The sequence below is a fragment of the Streptomyces zhaozhouensis genome (assembly GCF_900230195.1).
Lineage (GTDB): Bacteria > Actinomycetota > Actinomycetes > Streptomycetales > Streptomycetaceae > Streptomyces > Streptomyces zhaozhouensis.
The window spans coordinates 273011-290051 of record NZ_OCNE01000004.1; the positions used below are offsets into that span (position 1 = coordinate 273011).

Consider the following 17041-nt stretch of genomic DNA (forward strand, 5'->3'; position numbering starts at 1 on the left):
AACGGTGCGGGAGGCGACGGTGCGAGTCCGGTTGTGGGGAACGGTGGCCCTGGGCGTCGACGGACGGCCGGACTCCTTCCCCGCCGGGCGCGCCGCCGACCTGCTCGCCTGCCTGGCGTGGCAGCCGGACGAGCTGGTCCGCGACGAGGTGCTGATCGAGCGGATGTGGGGGGAGGAGCTGCCGGAGGACCCCAGGGACGCGCTGTACACCTGCGCCAAACGGCTGCGCCGGGCGCTCGGTGAGGGCGGCGCCGACCCCGGGGCCCTGGTGCGGGGCCGCGCCGGCTACGCGCTGCGGGCGGCGCCGGAACGGGTCGACGTGCACCACTTCCGGCGGCTGGCACGCGCCGCCGGGGAGACGGGAGAGCCCGCCGCGCGGGCGTTCCTCTACGGAAGGGCCCTCGGGGTGGCGCACGGGGCACCCATGGCGGGCTTCGACTCCCCCTGGGCGGAACGCGCCAGGCAGGCGCTGCACCGCGAACGGCTCGCCGCCCAACTCGCCAACGGCTCCGCCTGGTTGGTGATGGGCTGCCACCGCGAACTGATCGCGGAACTGACCGAGCTGACCGTGGAACACCCGTGGAACGAGGCGGTCTCAGGACTGCTCATGGACGCCCTGGAGAAGGCGGGGCAGCCGAACGAGGCGCTGGCGGAGTTCGCCAGGGTCCGCGAGGGACTGGCGCGGCACCTGGGCGTCGCCCCGGGGCCCGCGCTCCACGCGCGCTTCGAACGGCTGCTCGCCGCGACCCCCGTACGCGGGGCCGCGGCATAGGGGGGTGGGGTGCGCACCGGGGGGCGCGCACCTCACCCCGCTCCACCGTGCCCGGGGGCGTCCCAGGTGATCAGCCCCTTGTCGACCATCGCCCGCGGCGGGTGCGCGGCGGTGGGCTCCGGCAGTTCGGCGACGGCGACGGCGGCGAGCGCGGGCAGCCCGCGCGCCCCGTCGCAGGCGGTCAGCGGCCGTACGAGCCGGGCCGGGAGCCGGTGGCAGCGAGTGCGGGGCGGCCACGCCTCGGCGCGCAGCGCGTGGTGCCAGGGGCCGTCGTCGGTCGACTCGACGCCGGCCTCAGGCCCGTGCCACCCCCTCATCAGGGGAAATCAGATACTCTGATTCCATGAGGACGATGACGGCGACGGAGGTCGCACGCAACTTCGCCTCCGTGCTCGACAGGGCCGAGCACGGAGAGACGATCGTGATCACCCGCGGCGGGCGACGGCTGGCGACGCTGGCTCCCACGCCCGCCGGCAACGGTGCGGCGATCAAGGCGTTCCTGGAGTCGCACCCGGTGGACGAGGGCTTCGCGGACGATGTGGCCGCCGCTCGAGAGAGCGTCACCGACCAGATGAGCGCGGCATGGCACGACGACTGATCCTGGACACGGGCGTCGTCATCCGGGCCGAGCGTGGCCAGGCCGGTCTCGCGCGGGTGCTCGACGAGGATGACGACGTGACCATCGCGGCCGTGAGCCTCGCCGAGCTGCAATGCGGGGTGGAGCTGTCCGAGGGGCAACGGCGCGTGCGGCGGCAGGAGTTCGTCGACGGCGTGCGCGCCCTGATCCCGGTCGAGGACTACACGGACGACGTGGCGCTCGTGCACGCCCGGCTGCTGGCCCACGTGCGCCGCGAGGGGAAGCCCCGCGGCGCCCACGACCTGATCATCGCGGCGACCGCGGCCGCCACGGCCAGGACGCTGCTGACCACCGACGGCAACACGGCGTTCGACGGCCTCCCCGGCGTGCGCGCGGCCGTCACGCCGGCCTGAGCCCGCCCGCCGGCGCCGGCCTCAGGCCCGTGCCACCCCCACCGGGCAGGACAGACCGGTGCCGCCGAGCCCGCAGTAGCCCGCCGGGTTCTTGTCCAGGTACTGCTGGTGGTATCACTGCTCCAACGGCATATTTTCAGCCCGCAGGAGGAGCCGTGGTGGACCAGCCCTTACCCGTGATCTCGTACGCGCGGATCTCCTCGGACACCGAGAAGGACGAACACGGTGTCGAGGACCAGCACCGGACCAACGGCGCCACGGCGCGGCGCTTGGGCTGGTCGGTCGTCGCGGAGATCACCGACAACGACCTGTCGGCGGCCAAGGCGGGCGTCACGCGCGACGGATTCGAGGCGATGCTGCGCGCGCTGCGGGCCGGACGGCTCCCGGACGGGGGCGCGGTGCGCGGCGCGGTGGTCGTCGCGGACGACCGGCTGGTGCGCCGGGCCGGGGACTACGAACGGTTCGTGGACGCGCTCACCTACGACGACGGCCGGGTCTACGCCGACGCCCGAGGCCCGAAGAACCTCTACAGCGAGGACGTCGAGGCCATGGGCCTGTTCGGCGTCGTGATCTCCAAGATCGAGGTCCGCAAGATCCAGCGCAGGTTGCGCGACAACCACCGCTCCCGCGCCGAGCGCGGCGTACCGGTCGGCGGGACACGCCCGTTCGGCTGGAACGAGGACAAGCGCACCCTCAACGAGGCGGAGGCGCCGTACGTGCGCCAGGCGATCCGGGACCTTCCCCGTGGAAAGTCGCTCACCGCCATCTGCGCCGAGTGGCGCGCGGCCGGACTCAGAACGTCGCTCGGCAACGAGTGGACGTTGCGGTCCCTCAAGCTGACCCTCTGGAACCCCCGGGTGTGCGGCTGGCGCAACTACCGGGGCGAGATCCTGCGGGACGAGGAAGGCGCTCCCGTCGTCGGCCAGTGGGAGACCATCGTGACCCCGGCGGAGTGGGAGGCCGTGGACGCCGTCTTCCAGGCCCGCAGGGGCCGTAGCGTCGGCACCGGCCAGGAGATCGGCGACGTTCTCCCCGAGAACCACAGCCAGGCGCGGCACCTGCTGACGGGCGTGCTGCGGTGCGGACGCGTCCACGAAGGGAAGATGTGCGGCACCGCGCTCCGGGTGTCCCGTCACAAGGACTGCAAGTCGCACCTGTACGTCTGCCCCTCGAAGGCCGCCGGAGGATGCGGCGGACTCGGACGCCAGGGCGACCTTGTCGAGGAGTACGTCATCGAGGCCGTGCTGGCCCGCTTGGAGGAACGGCAGGCGCGGGCCGCGAGCGCGGAGCCCTGGGACGGGGAGGAGCGGCTGGCGCGCCTGGTGGCCAAGCGCTCCCGGCTGTCGGAGGAGTGGCAGAACGACGCGATCAGCGACGACGTCTACTTCCCCGGGGTGAAGAAGATCGAGGCCCAGCTGAAGGAGCTTCGGGCGGAACGGCACCGCCGCCAGGCCATGGCCGCGCGGGCGGGGGAGACGGAGGACGTGCGGGAACGCTGGAAGGGGCTGCACGTCTCGCAGCGCCGCGCGCTGGTCTTCGAGGCCCTGCACGCGGTGATCGTCCACCCGGCAGGCAAGGGGCGGAAGCCGTTCAACCCCGATCTTCTCGTGCCGGTGTGGAAGGAGGAGTGAGGCCGTCGCGGTGAGGAACGGTGCGCTGGCGCAGCTCCAGGCCGAGGATGCCGGATATCCGCCGCCACCGTTCCTCGCTCCACTCCGGCGCCCGGAGCGCCTGTGCGCGCCCCCACTCCCGGGCGCTTGGGCGGCTCACTCGCCAGCCTCCCGGGCGCACTCCCGGTTCCGTGCCAGGTCCTCGGCGATACCCGCCGCGAGGAGGGCGGCGCCGGGGGTGTGGCCGGAGCCGGCGTAGCGCCAGTTGGCTTCGGTGACGGTGTGCGGGGCGTCCTCTTCCTGCGGCCGGCGGTGCTGGGCGCGGGCGTCGCGGAGCGCGGCGTAAGTCGTCGAGTAAGCACGGGACTTGGTGAGGATGTGGCCCCGGTAGCCGAGGGTGTGGGCCCAGGCGCGGAGCCGTAGGGGCGCGAGTTCGGGCAGGGCGCCGAGGCGCCAGCAGGTGGCCATCAGGGCGCGGACGTGCGGGGTCACGCGAGCGGCGGCGATGTCGTCGGGGCCGGTGACGCGGCGGTCGAGGCCGGCTCCGGTGTCGGCGGCGCCCTTGCTCACGTACTTGGCGACGTAGGCCGCCACGGCGTCGTCGGTGACGGTAGCGGTGCTCAGGGGCCGGACATCGAGCTGTCGTCCCCAGCGCAGTGCGCGTTGCCCGAGCGCGGCGGTGTGCTGGGTGTCGAGGCGGACCGCAGCGGCGGCCGTCCGGACGCACCCGGCCAAGGTGTCCGCGTCGATGCCCTCGGGCGGTTGTGTCCCGTCGCGGTCGTCGAGGCGGAGGACGGCGTGCACGTGGACGGCGGCGCGGCGCTGGTATTCGGCGACCTTGGCGTAGGAGAGGCGGACGGAACGGCGGAGCGCGGCCCGGGTGTGGCCGGTGTCGGCCGCGAGGTGGTGGTACAGGTTGTCGGTGAACGCCTTCCACAGCCGCCCGGCGTGGGCGTGCCACAGGATATGGCCGGGGTAGTCGTAGCAGTCCGGACAGAGCGGTTGCCCGGCTAACGGGTCGTCCGTGGTGTGGGTGGCGTGGCAGTCGACGGGGCGTCCGTGGGGGCAGCGGCGGGGCGCGCGGCGTGGGCGGCAGGGCTCGCCGTTGGTGGTTCGGTGCACGGCCCCGAAGCTGGGCGCCGTCAGGGTGGCGAAGAGCCGGGGGCGTTGGCCCACCTCGGCGGGGACGTTCTTGCCGCCGAGGAGACCCGCGCGGACCAGGTGGTAGGTGTCGCCGGCGTGGAGTCGGGAGCAGGCCGGGCAGACGGTGGCGCGGCGGTTGCGGCAGCGGACGAGCAGGCGTTCGCCCGGTTCGTCGGCGGTGTCGTAGCGGCGAAGTATCTCGCCGGTCGCGGGGTCGTAGGTGGTGGTGGAGCCGGTCAGTTGGACGGGGTGGGCACAGCCGCCGGTCGCGGTGACCTGTGCCAACCAGCGCCCGAAGCGGGGGTCGTTGGCGAGGCGGATGACGTCACGGTCGGTCTCGGGGAGCCGGGGAGGGCGCGCCGTTCGCTGGGCAGCGGCGCGCCCGCCGGTCGGGTCGTGGTGCGTTGGCGGGATGGGGCGGGCTCCTTCCGGGGTGGGCCGCCGGGGCGGCACGGGTAACGGGGGTGGGGTGGTGTCGGTCCATGGCGTTCACTCCTCACGGGGTTCAGTTGGTCAGCGAATGGTGCCGGTTCCCCGGCAGCAGCGGCAGCGGCGCTGTCGGCCGGTCCAGGTCGTCCGGGTGCGTTCGCCCTTACAGCGAGGGCAGGGGACGCGGCGCATGGGCACGGGTGGGTACACCTCCTCTCGGGCTCACTTGGGCTCTCTCGGGCTCTCTCGTCGGTCAGGTCTGGGCGAAGCCGCTGAACAGCCACTCGACGCTGACGAGCAGGGCAGGCCCGATGGGCGTCAGGGCGAGGTGGAATCCGAAGAGGGCGATCAGGGCCGCCTCCCAGCCGCGCACGGACCGGCCGCGCACCAGCAGGAAGGTCATCGCGCCGAGGAGGACGACGAGGGGGATGCTCAACGCCGAGGTCACGACTCCTCACCTGCCTCCACCGGGGTTTGAAGGGCGGGCAGGCTCGGGGCCAGGCAGGCGTGGCGATGTGCCGCCTCCCGGGCCGCGTCGGGCCGGGTGAGATAGGAACGGCCCCGGACCCAGCCGCCGGAGTCGGCCGCCAGGACGGCGACGCCCTGTTCGTGGGTGCCGATGGACTGGGCGACGGCGACGGCGTCCTTGTTGAGGTCGCCGAGGGCCATCTCCGCCGTGCCAGGGTCGTTGACCCGGTGGCAGACGCGGCCGGCCAGTTGGGCACGGAGCGCGGTGACCCCGGGGCCGAGGTCAGAGCCGACACGCTGCCCGGCCACCACCAGGTGCACGCCGAGAGCGGCGCCGAGTTGGGCCAGCCGCAGGAGGCTGGTCGAGCACTGCTCGGCCTCGCCACGATCGGCGCGGCTGCCGTTGGTGAGATACAGCTCCGCCAACTCGTCCACCAGGACCACGACGGGGACGGGGCGTTCCTCCTCCGGCAACTCCCAGACCGAACGGGCGCCGGCGGCGCGACAGGCGCGCATCCGGTCGTGGACCTCGGCGACGAGCGCCGCCAGGACGTCCACGGCCTCACGTCTGTTGCTGGCCAGCGTGGTGAACCGTTCGCGGAACAGGCTGAGTTCCATTCCGCCCTTGCAGTCGATGCCCACCAGGGCCACGGGTTGCGGGGCGAGCTGGGACACGAGGCGGGCCAGCAGCGTGGACTTGCCGGAACGGGTCGCGCCGACGATCAGCCAGTGCGGCACCCGTCGGAAGTCCATGACCCAGTCGCGGCCGGTCTCCACGACACCGAGTACGGCGGTGAGTAGCGCAGCCGACTCCCTGGCGCCGTCCAGTGGTTCGGCCAGCGGGTCGAACGCCGTGGCCGTGATCACCACGAGCCCGCGTTGCGGGGAGACGACCCGCACGGCGTGCGCCCGCCAGGCGTGGGCCAACGCGTCGGCGGCGTCCAGGAACGGCGCCGGAGTCTGCCCGGGGCGCAGCCGCACGGTGAGTTGAAGCCCGCCGGGTACGGGACGCGGGAGGCCGGCCCGGGGCGCGAGGCCGCGTAACGCCTCACCACGCACGACGAGTTCGCCCAGGACCCGGCGTGTCGGTTGGTAGGAGACGGTCAGGTCGTTGACCTGTGCGACCTTGCGCCAGGTCAGCAGAACGCGGGCTGCCATGAGCGGGTAGCCGGTCAGGTACCACCGCCAGGCGGGATGCCGGAGCGTGAACTCACGGCCGACGACCGCGCACCAGGCCAGCACGGCGAGGACCAGGGCGAGCAGGTGGGAGCCGTCCATCAGGCACCACCGCCCGTGCCCTTGGCCGGTACGGGGGTGATGGCCGAGGCCCGGAAGCTCACTCCGTGCCGGTCGCCCATGGCCCAGGCGAACGCCTCCAGGCCGGTGATCCGCACCTCGGTGCCCTCGACAAGGCCCTTGGGCTCACCCGGCACCGCCACTTCGATGACCGAGACCCGCCGCCCGTCCTGCCGGACCATCACGGCCACGGTGTAGACGGTGTTGCCGTCCCGGTCCTTCTTTACCTCGCCCCGCTCGTAGTCCGCGAGCTTGGGTTCAGGACCCACCGCACACCGCAGTACGCCGAGCCGGGTCGTGTCCACGGGGATGGACTGCATCAGCTATCGCCTCCAGACAAGACGTCTTGTGACGTCACTCGTGCTTACGAGTTGAGAGTATGCGACACCTTGACGGCCGGAGGCAAGTGCTTATGCTTACGAGTGACGTCACCACACGTCAGGACGCGTAACGAAACGTCAGCGAAGGGAAGAGGGCCCCGGCCATGGGAGAGATCCAGCGCCCCGGAGCGCTGTACCAGCAGGTCGCAGCCGAGATCCGAAGCGGCATCGCGGCCGGTGAGTACCCGCCGGGAGCGCTACTCCCCTCGGAAGCCCAGCTCATGGAGCGCTACCAGGTCAGCCGCCCGACGGTCCGCAAGGCCGTGGACCGCCTACGGTCGGAAGGGCTGATCGACGTCGTCCACGGCAAGGGCAGCTTCGTCCGCTCCATCCCGACTCCGTCGGTCACGATCGACCGCACCATCACCCGCGAGGGCGACACCTTCCGCACCGGCCTGTCCGACTGGGCCGAAGTCGAGCCCCCGACGGTCACACGCGGCCACACGACGGCGACCACGGGCCCGCTGCTCGGCCTGGAAGAGGGCGAGGCGGTCTTCCTCGTTGACCGCCTCCTCGCCGACCCGACCACGGGCACCCGCGCCATGCACCGGATGGTGATCCCGCTGGCGACGGCCGCCGAGGTCGAGGAGCTGGAGAACCCGGACATCAGCCCGGACCAGGTCTATGCGGCTCTGGCAAAAGCCGGGCACCACCTCACGTGGCGAGAGACCGTCAGTGCCCGGATGCCGCTACCGGACGAGCGGGCGGCGCTCGACATCCCCGAGGCGATGCCCGTTCTCTCCGCTGCGCACATCGCCACCGGCGACAACGACCGTCCGCTCATCCTCGAACGAATGCTTACGAGCGCCAGCCGGACTCAACTCAGCTATGCCATCACCGGCCCTCTCTCCACCTCGGGGGCCGTCCCGAACGATGCCTGAGGCCCGGCGCAGTGTCTGCGGGCAGGGCTCCCAAGGTGCTCCTTGCATTGCCGAAGGCCCAAGGGCCGGTCGCACCTGCTCATCCCGGTCCCTCTACTGCCGAGCGCTCAACTGACTCTGGCTGACCGAACCGTGACACACCAAGCCCGTGAGCCTGAGATGATGTCCGTCATGGCCCAGATGCTCAAACTCAGCGGCGAGACCAAGGACATGACGCTGGACGAGATCGCGCGTTTCGTAGAACTCGCCCGTTCCGTTGACACGCCAGGCGACCGCCCTGTGTACGCCGAATTGAGCAGTAGCGGCAAGATCAAGCAGTTGGAGGTGTCGGTTGGCGAACGCGCCGACCGATACTGACCTACTGTTTTGCGAGGTATGTAGGGGACCCGCCCCTGTCGAAACCCGTCTCTACTCCCTCAAGGGCGCGCCTGCGGCGCGCCGGCCGGGCGGGCTGCCCTGGCCGGGCGTGCGGCCTGGCGGCCGGTCCCGTCCGGGCGCCCGCCGTCCCCTCCCAGGGTGAGCCGAGAACGCCACTCGACCATCGACTGACGGGGCGTGACGTGAAGAGCAGGGAGGAGTGGCCACAGCCCGATGGTCGGCTGAGGTGTCCCCGCGCCTGAGTGGCCACACGACGCTTTCGTCGTGGTCGGCTTGTCGTGGCTGGGCTCTCAGTTCGTAGGAAAGATGCCACCGCCCCTCACCCCGCCCGCCGCAGCCGGGCCGCCGTTACGCGGGTCAGCAGCGCGACGTTCCGTGCTGTCTCCGCCGAGCAGGTGAGCCGCACGAGCCCCGAGCCGTCGGGGGCGGCGTCCGCGCGCACCGTGACATCGTCTCCGGCCAGGCCAGCGCGGGCCAACGCGTCGGACAACTCCCGTGCCGCTCCCCGCGCCTCGCGCCACCCGCCGACGTAGTCGACGCCCCGCACCCACAGCACGGCATCCGGGTCGAACTCCTCGTTGAGTGGTCCCATCTCGTCATCCGGGCCGTCCACGGCCTCAACACCCTTTCTCACGCGCTGACTTGGAATGGCCTGAGGCGGTGCGTCGGCTTGATCGGCACGACCGCGGCCCCGATACCATCGGCATCGGGGTTCCGCGGAATCCCAGCCGGACCACCCAGTGCCTGCCAGGGTTCAGGGGTGGTCCGGCCTTGCTATGAGGTTGTGGAACGCGCCCGGCGGCGCGTCGGCATCAGAGGAACGTTGCTCGGCTCGGATCACTGATCACGACCAGCGGCCCCACAACCACCAGCCAGAAGACCCAGACTCCGGCGCACAACAGGCGTTGTCTCACGGTGCGTTCTCCTTCTCCGTGTCGTGGAGCGGGTTGCCGGGCGCCGGATCGACCCGCAGGAACCACTCGGTGGTGAGCCGGAACAGGCGGTGGCCGGTGTGGAGGCTGGTGTGCCGAAGCGCCCACATCTCGATCGGATGGGGTTCGTTGTCCACGAACCCGGACTCCGCAGCGCAGGTCACGCACGTGACACCGAAGATGGCGCGGGGCGCCCCCTCGGCCGTCTCCTCGCTGAGGGTCCACTCAGCGGCCTTGATGACCGATCGGGGTGTGATCACAACGCACCACCCCGAGCACGGAGTTCGGGTGCCCCACCGGGGACGGGGGAGCCGGTTTCGGCGGTCTCCCCGGTGGGCGCCCACCGCGCCGGAGCCTTGCGCCTCTCCGACCGGTCCCCGAACGGTCGCCCCGCGCCGCCCGAGAGCGGCAGAGCACGGCGGATCGTCGCGGAGTCTTGGGGTGGGTTCATCGTTTGCCTCGCTTGTCTCTGTCCTTCAGGTCGAAGCGGCAGAAGACGCTCTTGCCGCCCCCGTGGCGCGGCGACCACCAGACGGCGTCGGCCACCACCTGGACGAGGAGGAGGCCACGGCCCCGTTCGCTCAACAGCGCGCCGGGGAGCGGGAAGTCGCTCTGAGGCAGTACCGGCGGTGTGGAGTCGTCGTCGGCCACCCCGACGAACAGATGGCCAGACGCGACCTGGAACGAGACGAGGAGCCGGTGATCACGCGTGGGGGCGGGCGAGTTGCCGACCGGCCTCGCGTGATGCACGGCGTTGCCGACGAGTTCGGAGGTACACAGGACGACGTCGTCCGCAGAGACCTCCAACTGCCAGTCGCGCAACGTCTCACGTGCCGCCTCACGAGCGGCCCGGCACGACGCGGGCGAGGACGCGGCGAGCAGCACGGAGCGCAGGAGCCCTCTGCACGCGAGCGTTTCCGATGCCTGCGGCCAGGTCACACCGGCACCGGGCCACCGTTCGCCCACCTCCTCGCGTCCCATCGTTCGCCCCTTCCACGGAGGTTGCGGCGACCGTCCACCGCGTGGAGACCAGTGAAGAGGCACGGCAACCCAACCGGGAGCGTTCATCGGGGGGTTCGCACGCACACAGGGGGTTCGAGTGGGGAACGTGGGGGGTTCATCGGTGAACCCCCCACGGTTGTCAGAACCGCGTGGCAGGATGAACACCAGCTGTTATCCCGCCAACGGCAGGGGGAGCATGGCCAGGGAGCCCAACCACCGCTTGGCAGCCCTCATGAGAGAGGCAGGCGTCTCCAACAAGGGCCTCGCCAAGCGCGTCCAGGACGTCGCGCGACAACGCGGCATACACCTCGGAACGACGCATGTCGCCGTACAGCGCTGGCTCAACGGCAGCGGAATCCAGCCACAGACGGCGGCGTTCCTCGCGAGCGCTCTGGGCGAGAAGCTGCGGCGTCGACTCAGCCCCGCCGACCTCGGTTTCCCCGCCCTGTCCACGGCTCCCACACCGGCCGCTCCGAGCGCCGCCTACGCCGACTCCCTGCCGGATGCGCTGGACGCCATGGAGGCGTTGAGCCACACCAGCCCCGACCCCGGGGAGGGCGGCTCGACGCTGCTCCCGGACGCCGAGGTGAACGGGGCGGCGCTCTCCTGGCTGGTGTCGCGGCCCGACGGCTTACGTCCGGCCGGGGAAGACGCCCGACGGGTCGGGATGCGCGACGTCGCGGCGGTGCGCACGGCCGCCGAGATGTTCATGCAGCTCGACTTCAAGTTCGGCGGCGGCCACGGACACCGCGCCCTGCGGCACTACTTCCGCGAAGACGTACTTCCGCTGCTCCGCGCCCACTACAGCGAGAAGGTGGGCAACGCCCTCTTCGGGGCCGCAGCCGAAATCGCCCAACTCCTCGCGTGGAGCGCCTACGACACCGGGAACCACGCGCTGGCCGACCGGTATCTGTTGGGCACGTTGCGGCTTACCCAGGTCGTGGACGACCGCATGATGGGCGCCCGCATCCTCACCAACATGAGCCACCAGGCCAACTACCTCGGCCAGACCGACCGCGCCGTTCGCCTCGCCCGCGCGTCGGTTGAGGGAGGCAAGGGGCGGTCCACACCCCGCGCCATGACCCTGTTCTCGGCTCACGAGGCCCGCGCGCTCTCCACCGCCGGGGACGTCAGGGGCGCTTCGCGCGCAATGAACGAGGCCGAGCGCCACTTCGAGCGCGCCGAGACCGGCGAGGACCCGGACTGGCTGGCCTACATGGACGAGGCCGAGATGATCGGCGAGTTCTGCCACTGCTTCCGGGACCTCGGCCAGGGCGCGGAAGCCGTGCGCTTCGCCGAACGCGCCGTCGCTCTCACCGACCCCAAGTACGCCCGCACGCTCGGCTTCTGCCGGCTCGTCCTCGCGCAGAGCCATCTCCTCAACGGCGAACTCGAAGCCGCCGCCACCACGGCCACCCTCGCTGTCGAGGCCGGTGACGCGCTCCAGTCATCCCGCTTCGTGCGCTACGTCAGGGACTTCCAGCGCGAGGTCTCGGCGCACGCGACGAATCCGACGGTCCGGGAGTTCAACGAACGCGTGCACGTCGCCATGACGGAGATGGACGAGTAACGTCGAGTAACGGGTCTACCCCGGCTGCCAGTTCCGGGGCGCGTCGTCGTCGCGCAGCGAGGCGATCCGCCGTTCGTACTCCGCCGCAACGGCCGCACTCTCGCCGACGTTCTGCATGAGCCAGGTCGTCATGTGGAACTCCTGGATGCCCCGCAGCACCGGGAACCCCTCCCAGTCGCCCAGGTCCCGCCCGTACGCGGCCACGAAGTCGGCGTACTGCTCGCGGGACTGCCAACCGAGGCTGTGGTGTTCGGTCGCGGTGACCATCAGATCCCACTCGGGGTGGTCGAAGCTGAAGTTCTCGAAGTCGATCAGCAACACCGTGCCCGAGGCGTCCACCATGAGGTTCTGCACATGAGCGTCCCCGTGCACCGGGCCCTTCCGCGAGGTGAACCGCAACCCGGCCAACCCCTCCCGCAGCTCCCGCCCCCGCGCCCGCAGAAACTCCCGGTCGTCCTCGGGTATCCCGGTCACCCGCTCCACCCGCAGATCGGTACGCCCGAACGCCGGGTACGCAGCCAGTTCGAGAACATCTGGCGGCGTCAGCGCGTGCAGATCCCGCAACACCCCGCCCAACTCCCCGTAGGTGGCCTTCCGATCCCCCTCCCGGACCAGATGCCAGAACGTCACCGGATGCCCGTCCACCACGACCGGTTGCTCCACGTCCTCCACCACCCGAGCCGCCGGGAACCCCTCCCGCGCCAACCACCGCGACACCCCCACCTCGGTCCGCACCGACCCCAGGTAGTCCACCGACCGAGCCACCCGCACGATCACCGGATGTGCTGCCAACCGAAACAACGCGTTCTCCCCGAACCGCACCAACTCGGCCCCGGCCCCGTCGAGCCCCACCGCCTTGCAAGCGGCCTGAGCGACCCGCTCCGCCCCTACGGACGAGAACCCCACGGACCGCCCGTCCCCGGCAGACGCCATCCCGAACCAACTCCCCTCGAACGACGGAGACCATCACGCGCACGCAGGGCAACCGGTCGCGCGACAATCGCTAGGACGACCGTACCCAGGGCGCCGAGGTAGAGGCCCATTCTAGGCTCCGGAGCGGTATTCAACCTGCCCGGAGCTAACCGGTTCATAGGTCCGCAGGCGACCAGGTTTGGTTGCTCGTCCTTCTGGAAGTATCTGGAGTATGTCTGAGACGACAGCGGCCGTGCTAGCCGCAGTTATCGGAGCCGTAGCCACGTTATGTGCGGCCATGCTAACGCGTGAGGAAAATGCTACCTCGCAGAAAAACCAAGCCCTTTGGGAGATGCGTCGAGAGGCGTGTGAGCGATTTATATTCACGGCAAAAGAATGCGCGCGACTTCTAGGTCGGAATCGCAGGGGTGATGCATTTCTGGAAGCTGCTGCAGCTATCGAAGAGCTGCGAGATCTGTATGTTCAGATTGAGCTTGCGGCGCCGAATAATGGGGATATTTTACCCATTGCGCGGAGTTTAATTGAGCACCTTCGGGAACTTAATTCGGTAACGAGCGATTACGGGAGGGCGGTCGACCCGTCCGATGCGCAAACATTTTGGACTCGGGTGCAGGATGAAGAGGGTGACCTAAACGCGACCATGAGGAGGATGCAAGCGGCGGTGCGTGTTGAATTGCATCGCAAGCGTTGACGCCTTCAATCGAAAGTTCACGGATCGTGAAATGTGTAGAATTGTGAGGCGCTGAGTAGCGGTCATTGCGGCGTTTACGTTGGCGGGCCTCGCTCTCGGCGCCGGGCTGATCGCGGCAGGGCTAACGATGCGGTTTAGGTGTAATCATTGCGCTTGGCGGCTTGGGGTCGGTTACCTTCGTCTGCCCATGCTCGTAGGCGAGAACCTGTGAACCGGTGATTTGGGATCACTTACACGCCTCGCCCCCGAGGTCAGTACACCCCGGGGGCCGTCGTCCTCCCTCGGTCAGGCTCAGCGCTCCGCCGAAGCCACCCCCACCGGGCACGACAACCCCGTGCCGCCGAGCCCGCAGTACCCCGTCTTATTGCGATCGAGGTACTGCTGGTGGTAGCCCTCCGCCACATAGAACGGCCGCGGCTCCGCCGGGGCCAGCTCGGTGGTGATGGGGCCGTAGCCGGAGTCGGCCAGGACGCGCTGATAGGCCTCGCGGGAACGTTCCGCCGTGTGCTCCTGCTCGGGGGAGTGGGTGTAGATCGCCGAGCGGTACTGGGTGCCGACGTCGTTGCCCTGGCGCATCCCCTGCGTCGGGTCGTGGGACTCCCAGAAAACCCGCAGCAGCTCCTCGTAGGAGACCTTCGCCGGGTCGAAGACGACCCGCACCGCCTCGGTGTGCCCGGTCATGCCGCTGCACACCTCCTCGTAGGTGGGGTGCGCGGTGACGCCGCCCTGGTAGCCGACGAGGGTGGTCCACACGCCGGGCGTCTGCCAGAAGCGCCGCTCCGCGCCCCAGAAGCAGCCGAGGCCGAAGTCGGCGACCTCAAGGCCCTCGGGGTAGGGGCCGAGCAGCGCGTTGCCCAGGACGGTGTGGGTCGACGGCACGGCGAACGGGCGCTCCTCGCGGCCGGGGAGGGCCTCCTCGGCGGTGGGCAGCCGGTTCTTGAAGGTGGTGTACAGCATGTTCCTCGTATCTCCTCGCTCCTCGGGCGGGTCCCGCCCGGCTGGCTACCGGCCGGCGATGGCGATGGCCCGGTAGGCCGCGTACTCGGCGGCCGGGTTCTCGCCGTCGACCCAGGGGATCGCCCCCACATAACCGTCGATCGCCCTGACCTGTTCCGCCGCCTCCGGGTACCGCTCCGCGCGGACCAGGAAACACAGCAACAGATGGTGCACGTGCGGCCGCACGGGGTGGTCGTCCCGCACGTTGTTCAACGCGAACTGCGCCGCCTCGATCGCGTCCATGACCACCGCGCCCTGGTACATGCCGGGCGAGTGCTGGAGGTCCGGCAGATGGTCGTAGACCGCGAACAGCGGCAGCGCCGGCAGCAGGCTGCCCGGCTTCGCCGAGCCGGCGGCGGCCGCCGCGAAGCCCTCGGCGTCCTTGCGCGAGCCGTGCCACTTCTCGGAGAGGTAGGGCAGGGCCGCCAGGTGGGCGCCCATGTGCTGGGGCTCGCGCTCGGTCACCCGGCGCCACACGGCGTCGAACTCCTCGCGCGCGTAGTCGAGCCCGCGGGCGATCGCCAGCTCCACGATGTGCGGCACCGGGTCGTCCGGGGCCAGCCCGGCGGCCTCCTCGCAGACGGTGCGGGCCTCCTCCAGGACGATCCGGTACTCGGCCGCGCCCGGGTCGGCCATCGCCTGCCAGACCAGGAACTGTGCGTAGACCTGCGCGCCGCCCGGGTCGCGCGGCTCCTCGGTGCGCCAGTCGCGCAGCCAGCCCGCGCCGGGCCGGCCCTTCTCCGGGTCGCCGCCCGCCGCCCGCCACTCCGCCAGCTCCATCGCCGCGGCGCCGGCCAGCGACTGCACACGCTGCCAGCGCAGCTCGCTGTCGTCGGTGAGCGCCAGCAACTGCCCGGCGGGACGCCAGCCGCCGGTCGCGCGCACCTCGTCCAACGCCTCCACCAGCGCGTCGTCGGGTCCCGGCAGCCGCAGGTCGAGCTGGTCGACGGGAACGAGCCCGGCGCTCGGCCCCGCGGCGTCGCCCGCCTTGCCGAGCGAGACCCCGCCGCCCCGGGCCGTCGCGGCGTCCGCCTGGGCGGCGGCCCGCTCGAACTCCTGCCGCTCTCGGCGGCGGCGCAGCGCCGGCAGCACCAGCACGCCGAAGACGGCGGTCAGGGCGATCAGCAGGATCAGGGCTTCCATGGCGGAGACGCTCCCCCTCGTGCGGTGTGCGGCGCTGCGGGTAAGGCGGGTACCGCGCGCGTGGCGCGGCACCAGAACGGGTGGTACCGGAACGGGTGGTGCCGGAACGGGTGGTGCCGGAACGGGTGGTGCCGGAACGGGTGGTGCCGGAACGGGTGGTACCGGCGGACAGGGACACCCTATGCCGCCGGCGGACCCGGAGCCGCGAACGGGCGTTCCCGGTCCCTGACCCCACCGTAAGGCCACTACCGTGGGTCCATGAACGAGCAGCATGTGGGGCGGCGCTTCGAGACGTTGGCCATTCACGCCGGGCAGGAGCCCGACGCCTTGACGGGGGCGGTGGTCCCGCCCATCCACCAGGTCTCCACCTACAAGCAGGACGGCGTCGGAGGGCTGCGCGGCGGCTACGAGTACAGCCGTTCCGCGAACCCGACGCGCACCGCGCTGGAGGAGAATCTTGCCGCGCTGGAGGGCGGCTCCCGCGCGCTGGCGTACGCCTCCGGGCTCGCGGCCGAGGACTGCCTGCTGCGCACGGTGCTCAGGCCGGGCGACCACCTGGTGATCCCGGACGACGCCTACGGCGGCACCTTCCGGCTGGTGGCGAAGGTCGTCGAACGGTGGGGCGTCGCCTGGTCGGTCGCCGACACCTCGGACCCGATGTCGGTGCGGGCGGCGATCCGCCCCGAGACCAAGCTGGTGTGGGTGGAGACCCCCTCCAACCCGCTGCTGGGCATCACCGACATCGCGTTGATCGCCGAGATCGCGCACACCGCCGGCGCGCGCCTGGTGGTGGACAACACCTTCGCGAGCCCCTATCTCCAGCAGCCGCTGGCGCTGGGCGCCGACGTGGTGGCGCACTCCACCACCAAGTACCTCGGCGGCCACTCCGACGTGGTCGGTGGCGCGCTGGTCACCTCGGACCAGACGCTGGCGGAGGAGCTGGCGTTCCACCAGAACGCGATGGGCGCGATCGCCGGGCCGTTCGACAGCTGGCTGGTGATGCGCGGCATCAAGACCCTCGCGGTGCGGATGGACCGGCACAGCGCCAACGCCGCCCGGATCGCCGAGATGCTGGCCGCGCACCCGAAGGTCGCCGACGTCCGCTACCCGGGGCTGCCCTCGCACCCGGGCCACGAGACGGCGGGCAAGCAGATGCGGGACTTCGGCGGGATGGTGTCGTTCCGGGTCGCGGCCGGGGAGGAGGCGGCGGTCGCGGTCTGCGACCGGACCGAGGTCTTCACGCTGGGCGAGTCGCTGGGCGGCGTCGAGTCGCTGATCGAGCACCCGGGCCGGATGACGCACGCCTCGGCCGCCGGGTCGGCGCTCGAGGTGCCGGGCGACCTGGTGCGGCTCTCGGTCGGCATCGAGTCGGCGGACGACCTGCTGGCGGACCTGCGGCAGGCGCTGAACTCGGTCTGAGCGCCCGC

The 17041-nt window shown here is 71.1% G+C and carries 20 protein-coding genes and 1 pseudogene; 9 read left to right on the forward strand and 12 right to left on the reverse strand.

What is annotated here, in order from left to right; translation table 11 throughout:
- The first annotated feature begins 19 nt into the window (after window positions 1–19).
- Window positions 20–772 (forward strand): AfsR/SARP family transcriptional regulator, encoded by a 753-nt coding sequence (locus CRP51_RS09260; protein ID WP_170970480.1) that lies wholly within the window; start codon window positions 20–22, stop codon window positions 770–772.
- Window positions 773–804: 32 nt separating this feature from the next.
- On the opposite strand, the gene CRP51_RS09265 is transcribed toward CRP51_RS09260, so the two are convergent.
- Window positions 805–1089 carry a hypothetical protein gene (locus CRP51_RS09265; RefSeq protein ID WP_097230555.1) on the reverse strand — a complete coding sequence of 95 codons (285 nt, stop codon included), beginning with the start codon at window positions 1087–1089 and terminating at the stop codon, window positions 805–807.
- 26 nt (window positions 1090–1115) lie between these two features.
- On the opposite strand from CRP51_RS09265, the gene CRP51_RS09270 reads away from it, so the two are divergent.
- Window positions 1116–1370, forward strand: coding sequence for a type II toxin-antitoxin system Phd/YefM family antitoxin (locus CRP51_RS09270; RefSeq protein WP_097230556.1), 255 nt, complete (start codon window positions 1116–1118; stop codon window positions 1368–1370).
- On the forward strand, window positions 1355–1762 hold the full coding sequence (locus CRP51_RS09275; protein WP_097230557.1) for a PIN domain-containing protein: 408 nt from the start codon (window positions 1355–1357) through the stop codon (window positions 1760–1762). The genes CRP51_RS09270 and CRP51_RS09275 overlap by 16 nt, the downstream gene beginning before the upstream one ends.
- Before the next feature lie 21 nt (window positions 1763–1783).
- Here CRP51_RS09275 and CRP51_RS29395 read toward each other — a convergent pair.
- Window positions 1784–1876, reverse strand: a pseudogene (locus CRP51_RS29395) (peptide-methionine (S)-S-oxide reductase MsrA); the annotation flags it as partial.
- A gap of 44 nt (window positions 1877–1920) precedes the next feature.
- Between CRP51_RS29395 and CRP51_RS09285 the strand changes: the two are divergent.
- Window positions 1921–3393 (forward strand): recombinase family protein, encoded by a 1473-nt coding sequence (locus tag CRP51_RS09285; protein ID WP_170970482.1) that lies wholly within the window; start codon window positions 1921–1923, stop codon window positions 3391–3393.
- Between the two features lie 135 nt (window positions 3394–3528).
- Here CRP51_RS09285 and CRP51_RS09290 read toward each other — a convergent pair whose 3' ends face one another.
- The 4 genes from CRP51_RS09290 to CRP51_RS09305 form a co-directional block, all read right to left on the reverse strand.
- Window positions 3529–4836, reverse strand: a complete 1308-nt coding sequence (locus CRP51_RS09290) for a replication initiator (RefSeq protein WP_097230662.1) — start codon at window positions 4834–4836, stop codon at window positions 3529–3531.
- A 361-nt stretch (window positions 4837–5197) separates the two neighbouring features.
- The gene (locus CRP51_RS09295) at window positions 5198–5392 is read right to left on the reverse strand and encodes a hypothetical protein (RefSeq protein ID WP_097230559.1); all 195 of its coding nucleotides are present in this window, start codon (window positions 5390–5392) and stop codon (window positions 5198–5200) included.
- Window positions 5389–6690, reverse strand: a complete 1302-nt coding sequence (locus CRP51_RS09300) for an FtsK/SpoIIIE domain-containing protein (protein WP_097230560.1) — start codon at window positions 6688–6690, stop codon at window positions 5389–5391. The genes CRP51_RS09295 and CRP51_RS09300 overlap by 4 nt, the downstream gene beginning before the upstream one ends.
- Window positions 6690–7028, reverse strand: coding sequence for an SCO3933 family regulatory protein (locus CRP51_RS09305; RefSeq protein ID WP_097230561.1), 339 nt, complete (start codon window positions 7026–7028; stop codon window positions 6690–6692). The genes CRP51_RS09300 and CRP51_RS09305 overlap by 1 nt, the downstream gene beginning before the upstream one ends.
- Window positions 7029–7192: 164 nt before the next feature.
- Between CRP51_RS09305 and CRP51_RS09310 the strand changes: the two genes are divergently transcribed.
- Window positions 7193–7969, forward strand: coding sequence for a GntR family transcriptional regulator (locus CRP51_RS09310; protein WP_097230562.1), 777 nt, complete (start codon window positions 7193–7195; stop codon window positions 7967–7969).
- A 171-nt stretch (window positions 7970–8140) separates the two neighbouring features.
- Window positions 8141–8326 carry a hypothetical protein gene (locus tag CRP51_RS09315; RefSeq protein WP_097230663.1) on the forward strand — a complete coding sequence of 62 codons (186 nt, stop codon included), beginning with the start codon at window positions 8141–8143 and terminating at the stop codon, window positions 8324–8326.
- Between the two features lie 340 nt (window positions 8327–8666).
- Here CRP51_RS09315 and CRP51_RS09320 read toward each other — a convergent pair whose 3' ends face one another.
- From CRP51_RS09320 to CRP51_RS09330, 3 genes are all read right to left on the reverse strand, one after another.
- Window positions 8667–8960 (reverse strand): hypothetical protein, encoded by a 294-nt coding sequence (locus CRP51_RS09320; protein ID WP_342749025.1) that lies wholly within the window; start codon window positions 8958–8960, stop codon window positions 8667–8669.
- Window positions 8961–9257: 297 nt separating this feature from the next.
- On the reverse strand, window positions 9258–9539 hold the full coding sequence (locus CRP51_RS09325) for a DUF7848 domain-containing protein (RefSeq protein ID WP_097230563.1): 282 nt from the start codon (window positions 9537–9539) through the stop codon (window positions 9258–9260).
- 187 nt (window positions 9540–9726) lie between these two features.
- Window positions 9727–10260 carry an ATP-binding protein gene (locus CRP51_RS09330; protein ID WP_097230564.1) on the reverse strand — a complete coding sequence of 178 codons (534 nt, stop codon included), beginning with the start codon at window positions 10258–10260 and terminating at the stop codon, window positions 9727–9729.
- A gap of 253 nt (window positions 10261–10513) precedes the next feature.
- Between CRP51_RS09330 and CRP51_RS09335 the strand changes: the two genes are divergently transcribed.
- The gene (locus tag CRP51_RS09335; protein ID WP_245880465.1) at window positions 10514–11851 is read left to right on the forward strand and encodes an NsdA family TPR-like regulatory protein; all 1338 of its coding nucleotides are present in this window, start codon (window positions 10514–10516) and stop codon (window positions 11849–11851) included.
- A 15-nt stretch (window positions 11852–11866) separates the two neighbouring features.
- Here CRP51_RS09335 and CRP51_RS09340 read toward each other — a convergent pair whose 3' ends face one another.
- Complete coding sequence (locus CRP51_RS09340) at window positions 11867–12784, reverse strand: phosphotransferase family protein (protein ID WP_097230566.1); 918 nt, start codon at window positions 12782–12784, stop codon at window positions 11867–11869.
- 211 nt (window positions 12785–12995) lie between these two features.
- On the opposite strand from CRP51_RS09340, the gene CRP51_RS28450 reads away from it, so the two are divergent.
- Entirely contained in the window at window positions 12996–13475 is a 480-nt protein-coding gene (locus CRP51_RS28450) for a hypothetical protein (protein WP_141514571.1), read from the forward strand.
- 291 nt (window positions 13476–13766) lie between these two features.
- On the opposite strand, the gene msrA is transcribed toward CRP51_RS28450, so the two are convergent.
- Both msrA and CRP51_RS09350 read right to left on the reverse strand, forming a co-directional pair.
- Window positions 13767–14432, reverse strand: a complete 666-nt coding sequence (msrA, locus tag CRP51_RS09345) for a peptide-methionine (S)-S-oxide reductase MsrA (protein ID WP_097230567.1) — start codon at window positions 14430–14432, stop codon at window positions 13767–13769.
- 45 nt (window positions 14433–14477) lie between these two features.
- The gene (locus tag CRP51_RS09350) at window positions 14478–15614 is read right to left on the reverse strand and encodes a hypothetical protein (protein ID WP_097230568.1); all 1137 of its coding nucleotides are present in this window, start codon (window positions 15612–15614) and stop codon (window positions 14478–14480) included.
- A 258-nt stretch (window positions 15615–15872) separates the two neighbouring features.
- Between CRP51_RS09350 and CRP51_RS09360 the strand changes: the two genes are divergently transcribed.
- On the forward strand, window positions 15873–17033 hold the full coding sequence (locus tag CRP51_RS09360; protein WP_097230569.1) for a cystathionine gamma-synthase: 1161 nt from the start codon (window positions 15873–15875) through the stop codon (window positions 17031–17033).
- Window positions 17034–17041: the final 8 nt, after the last annotated feature.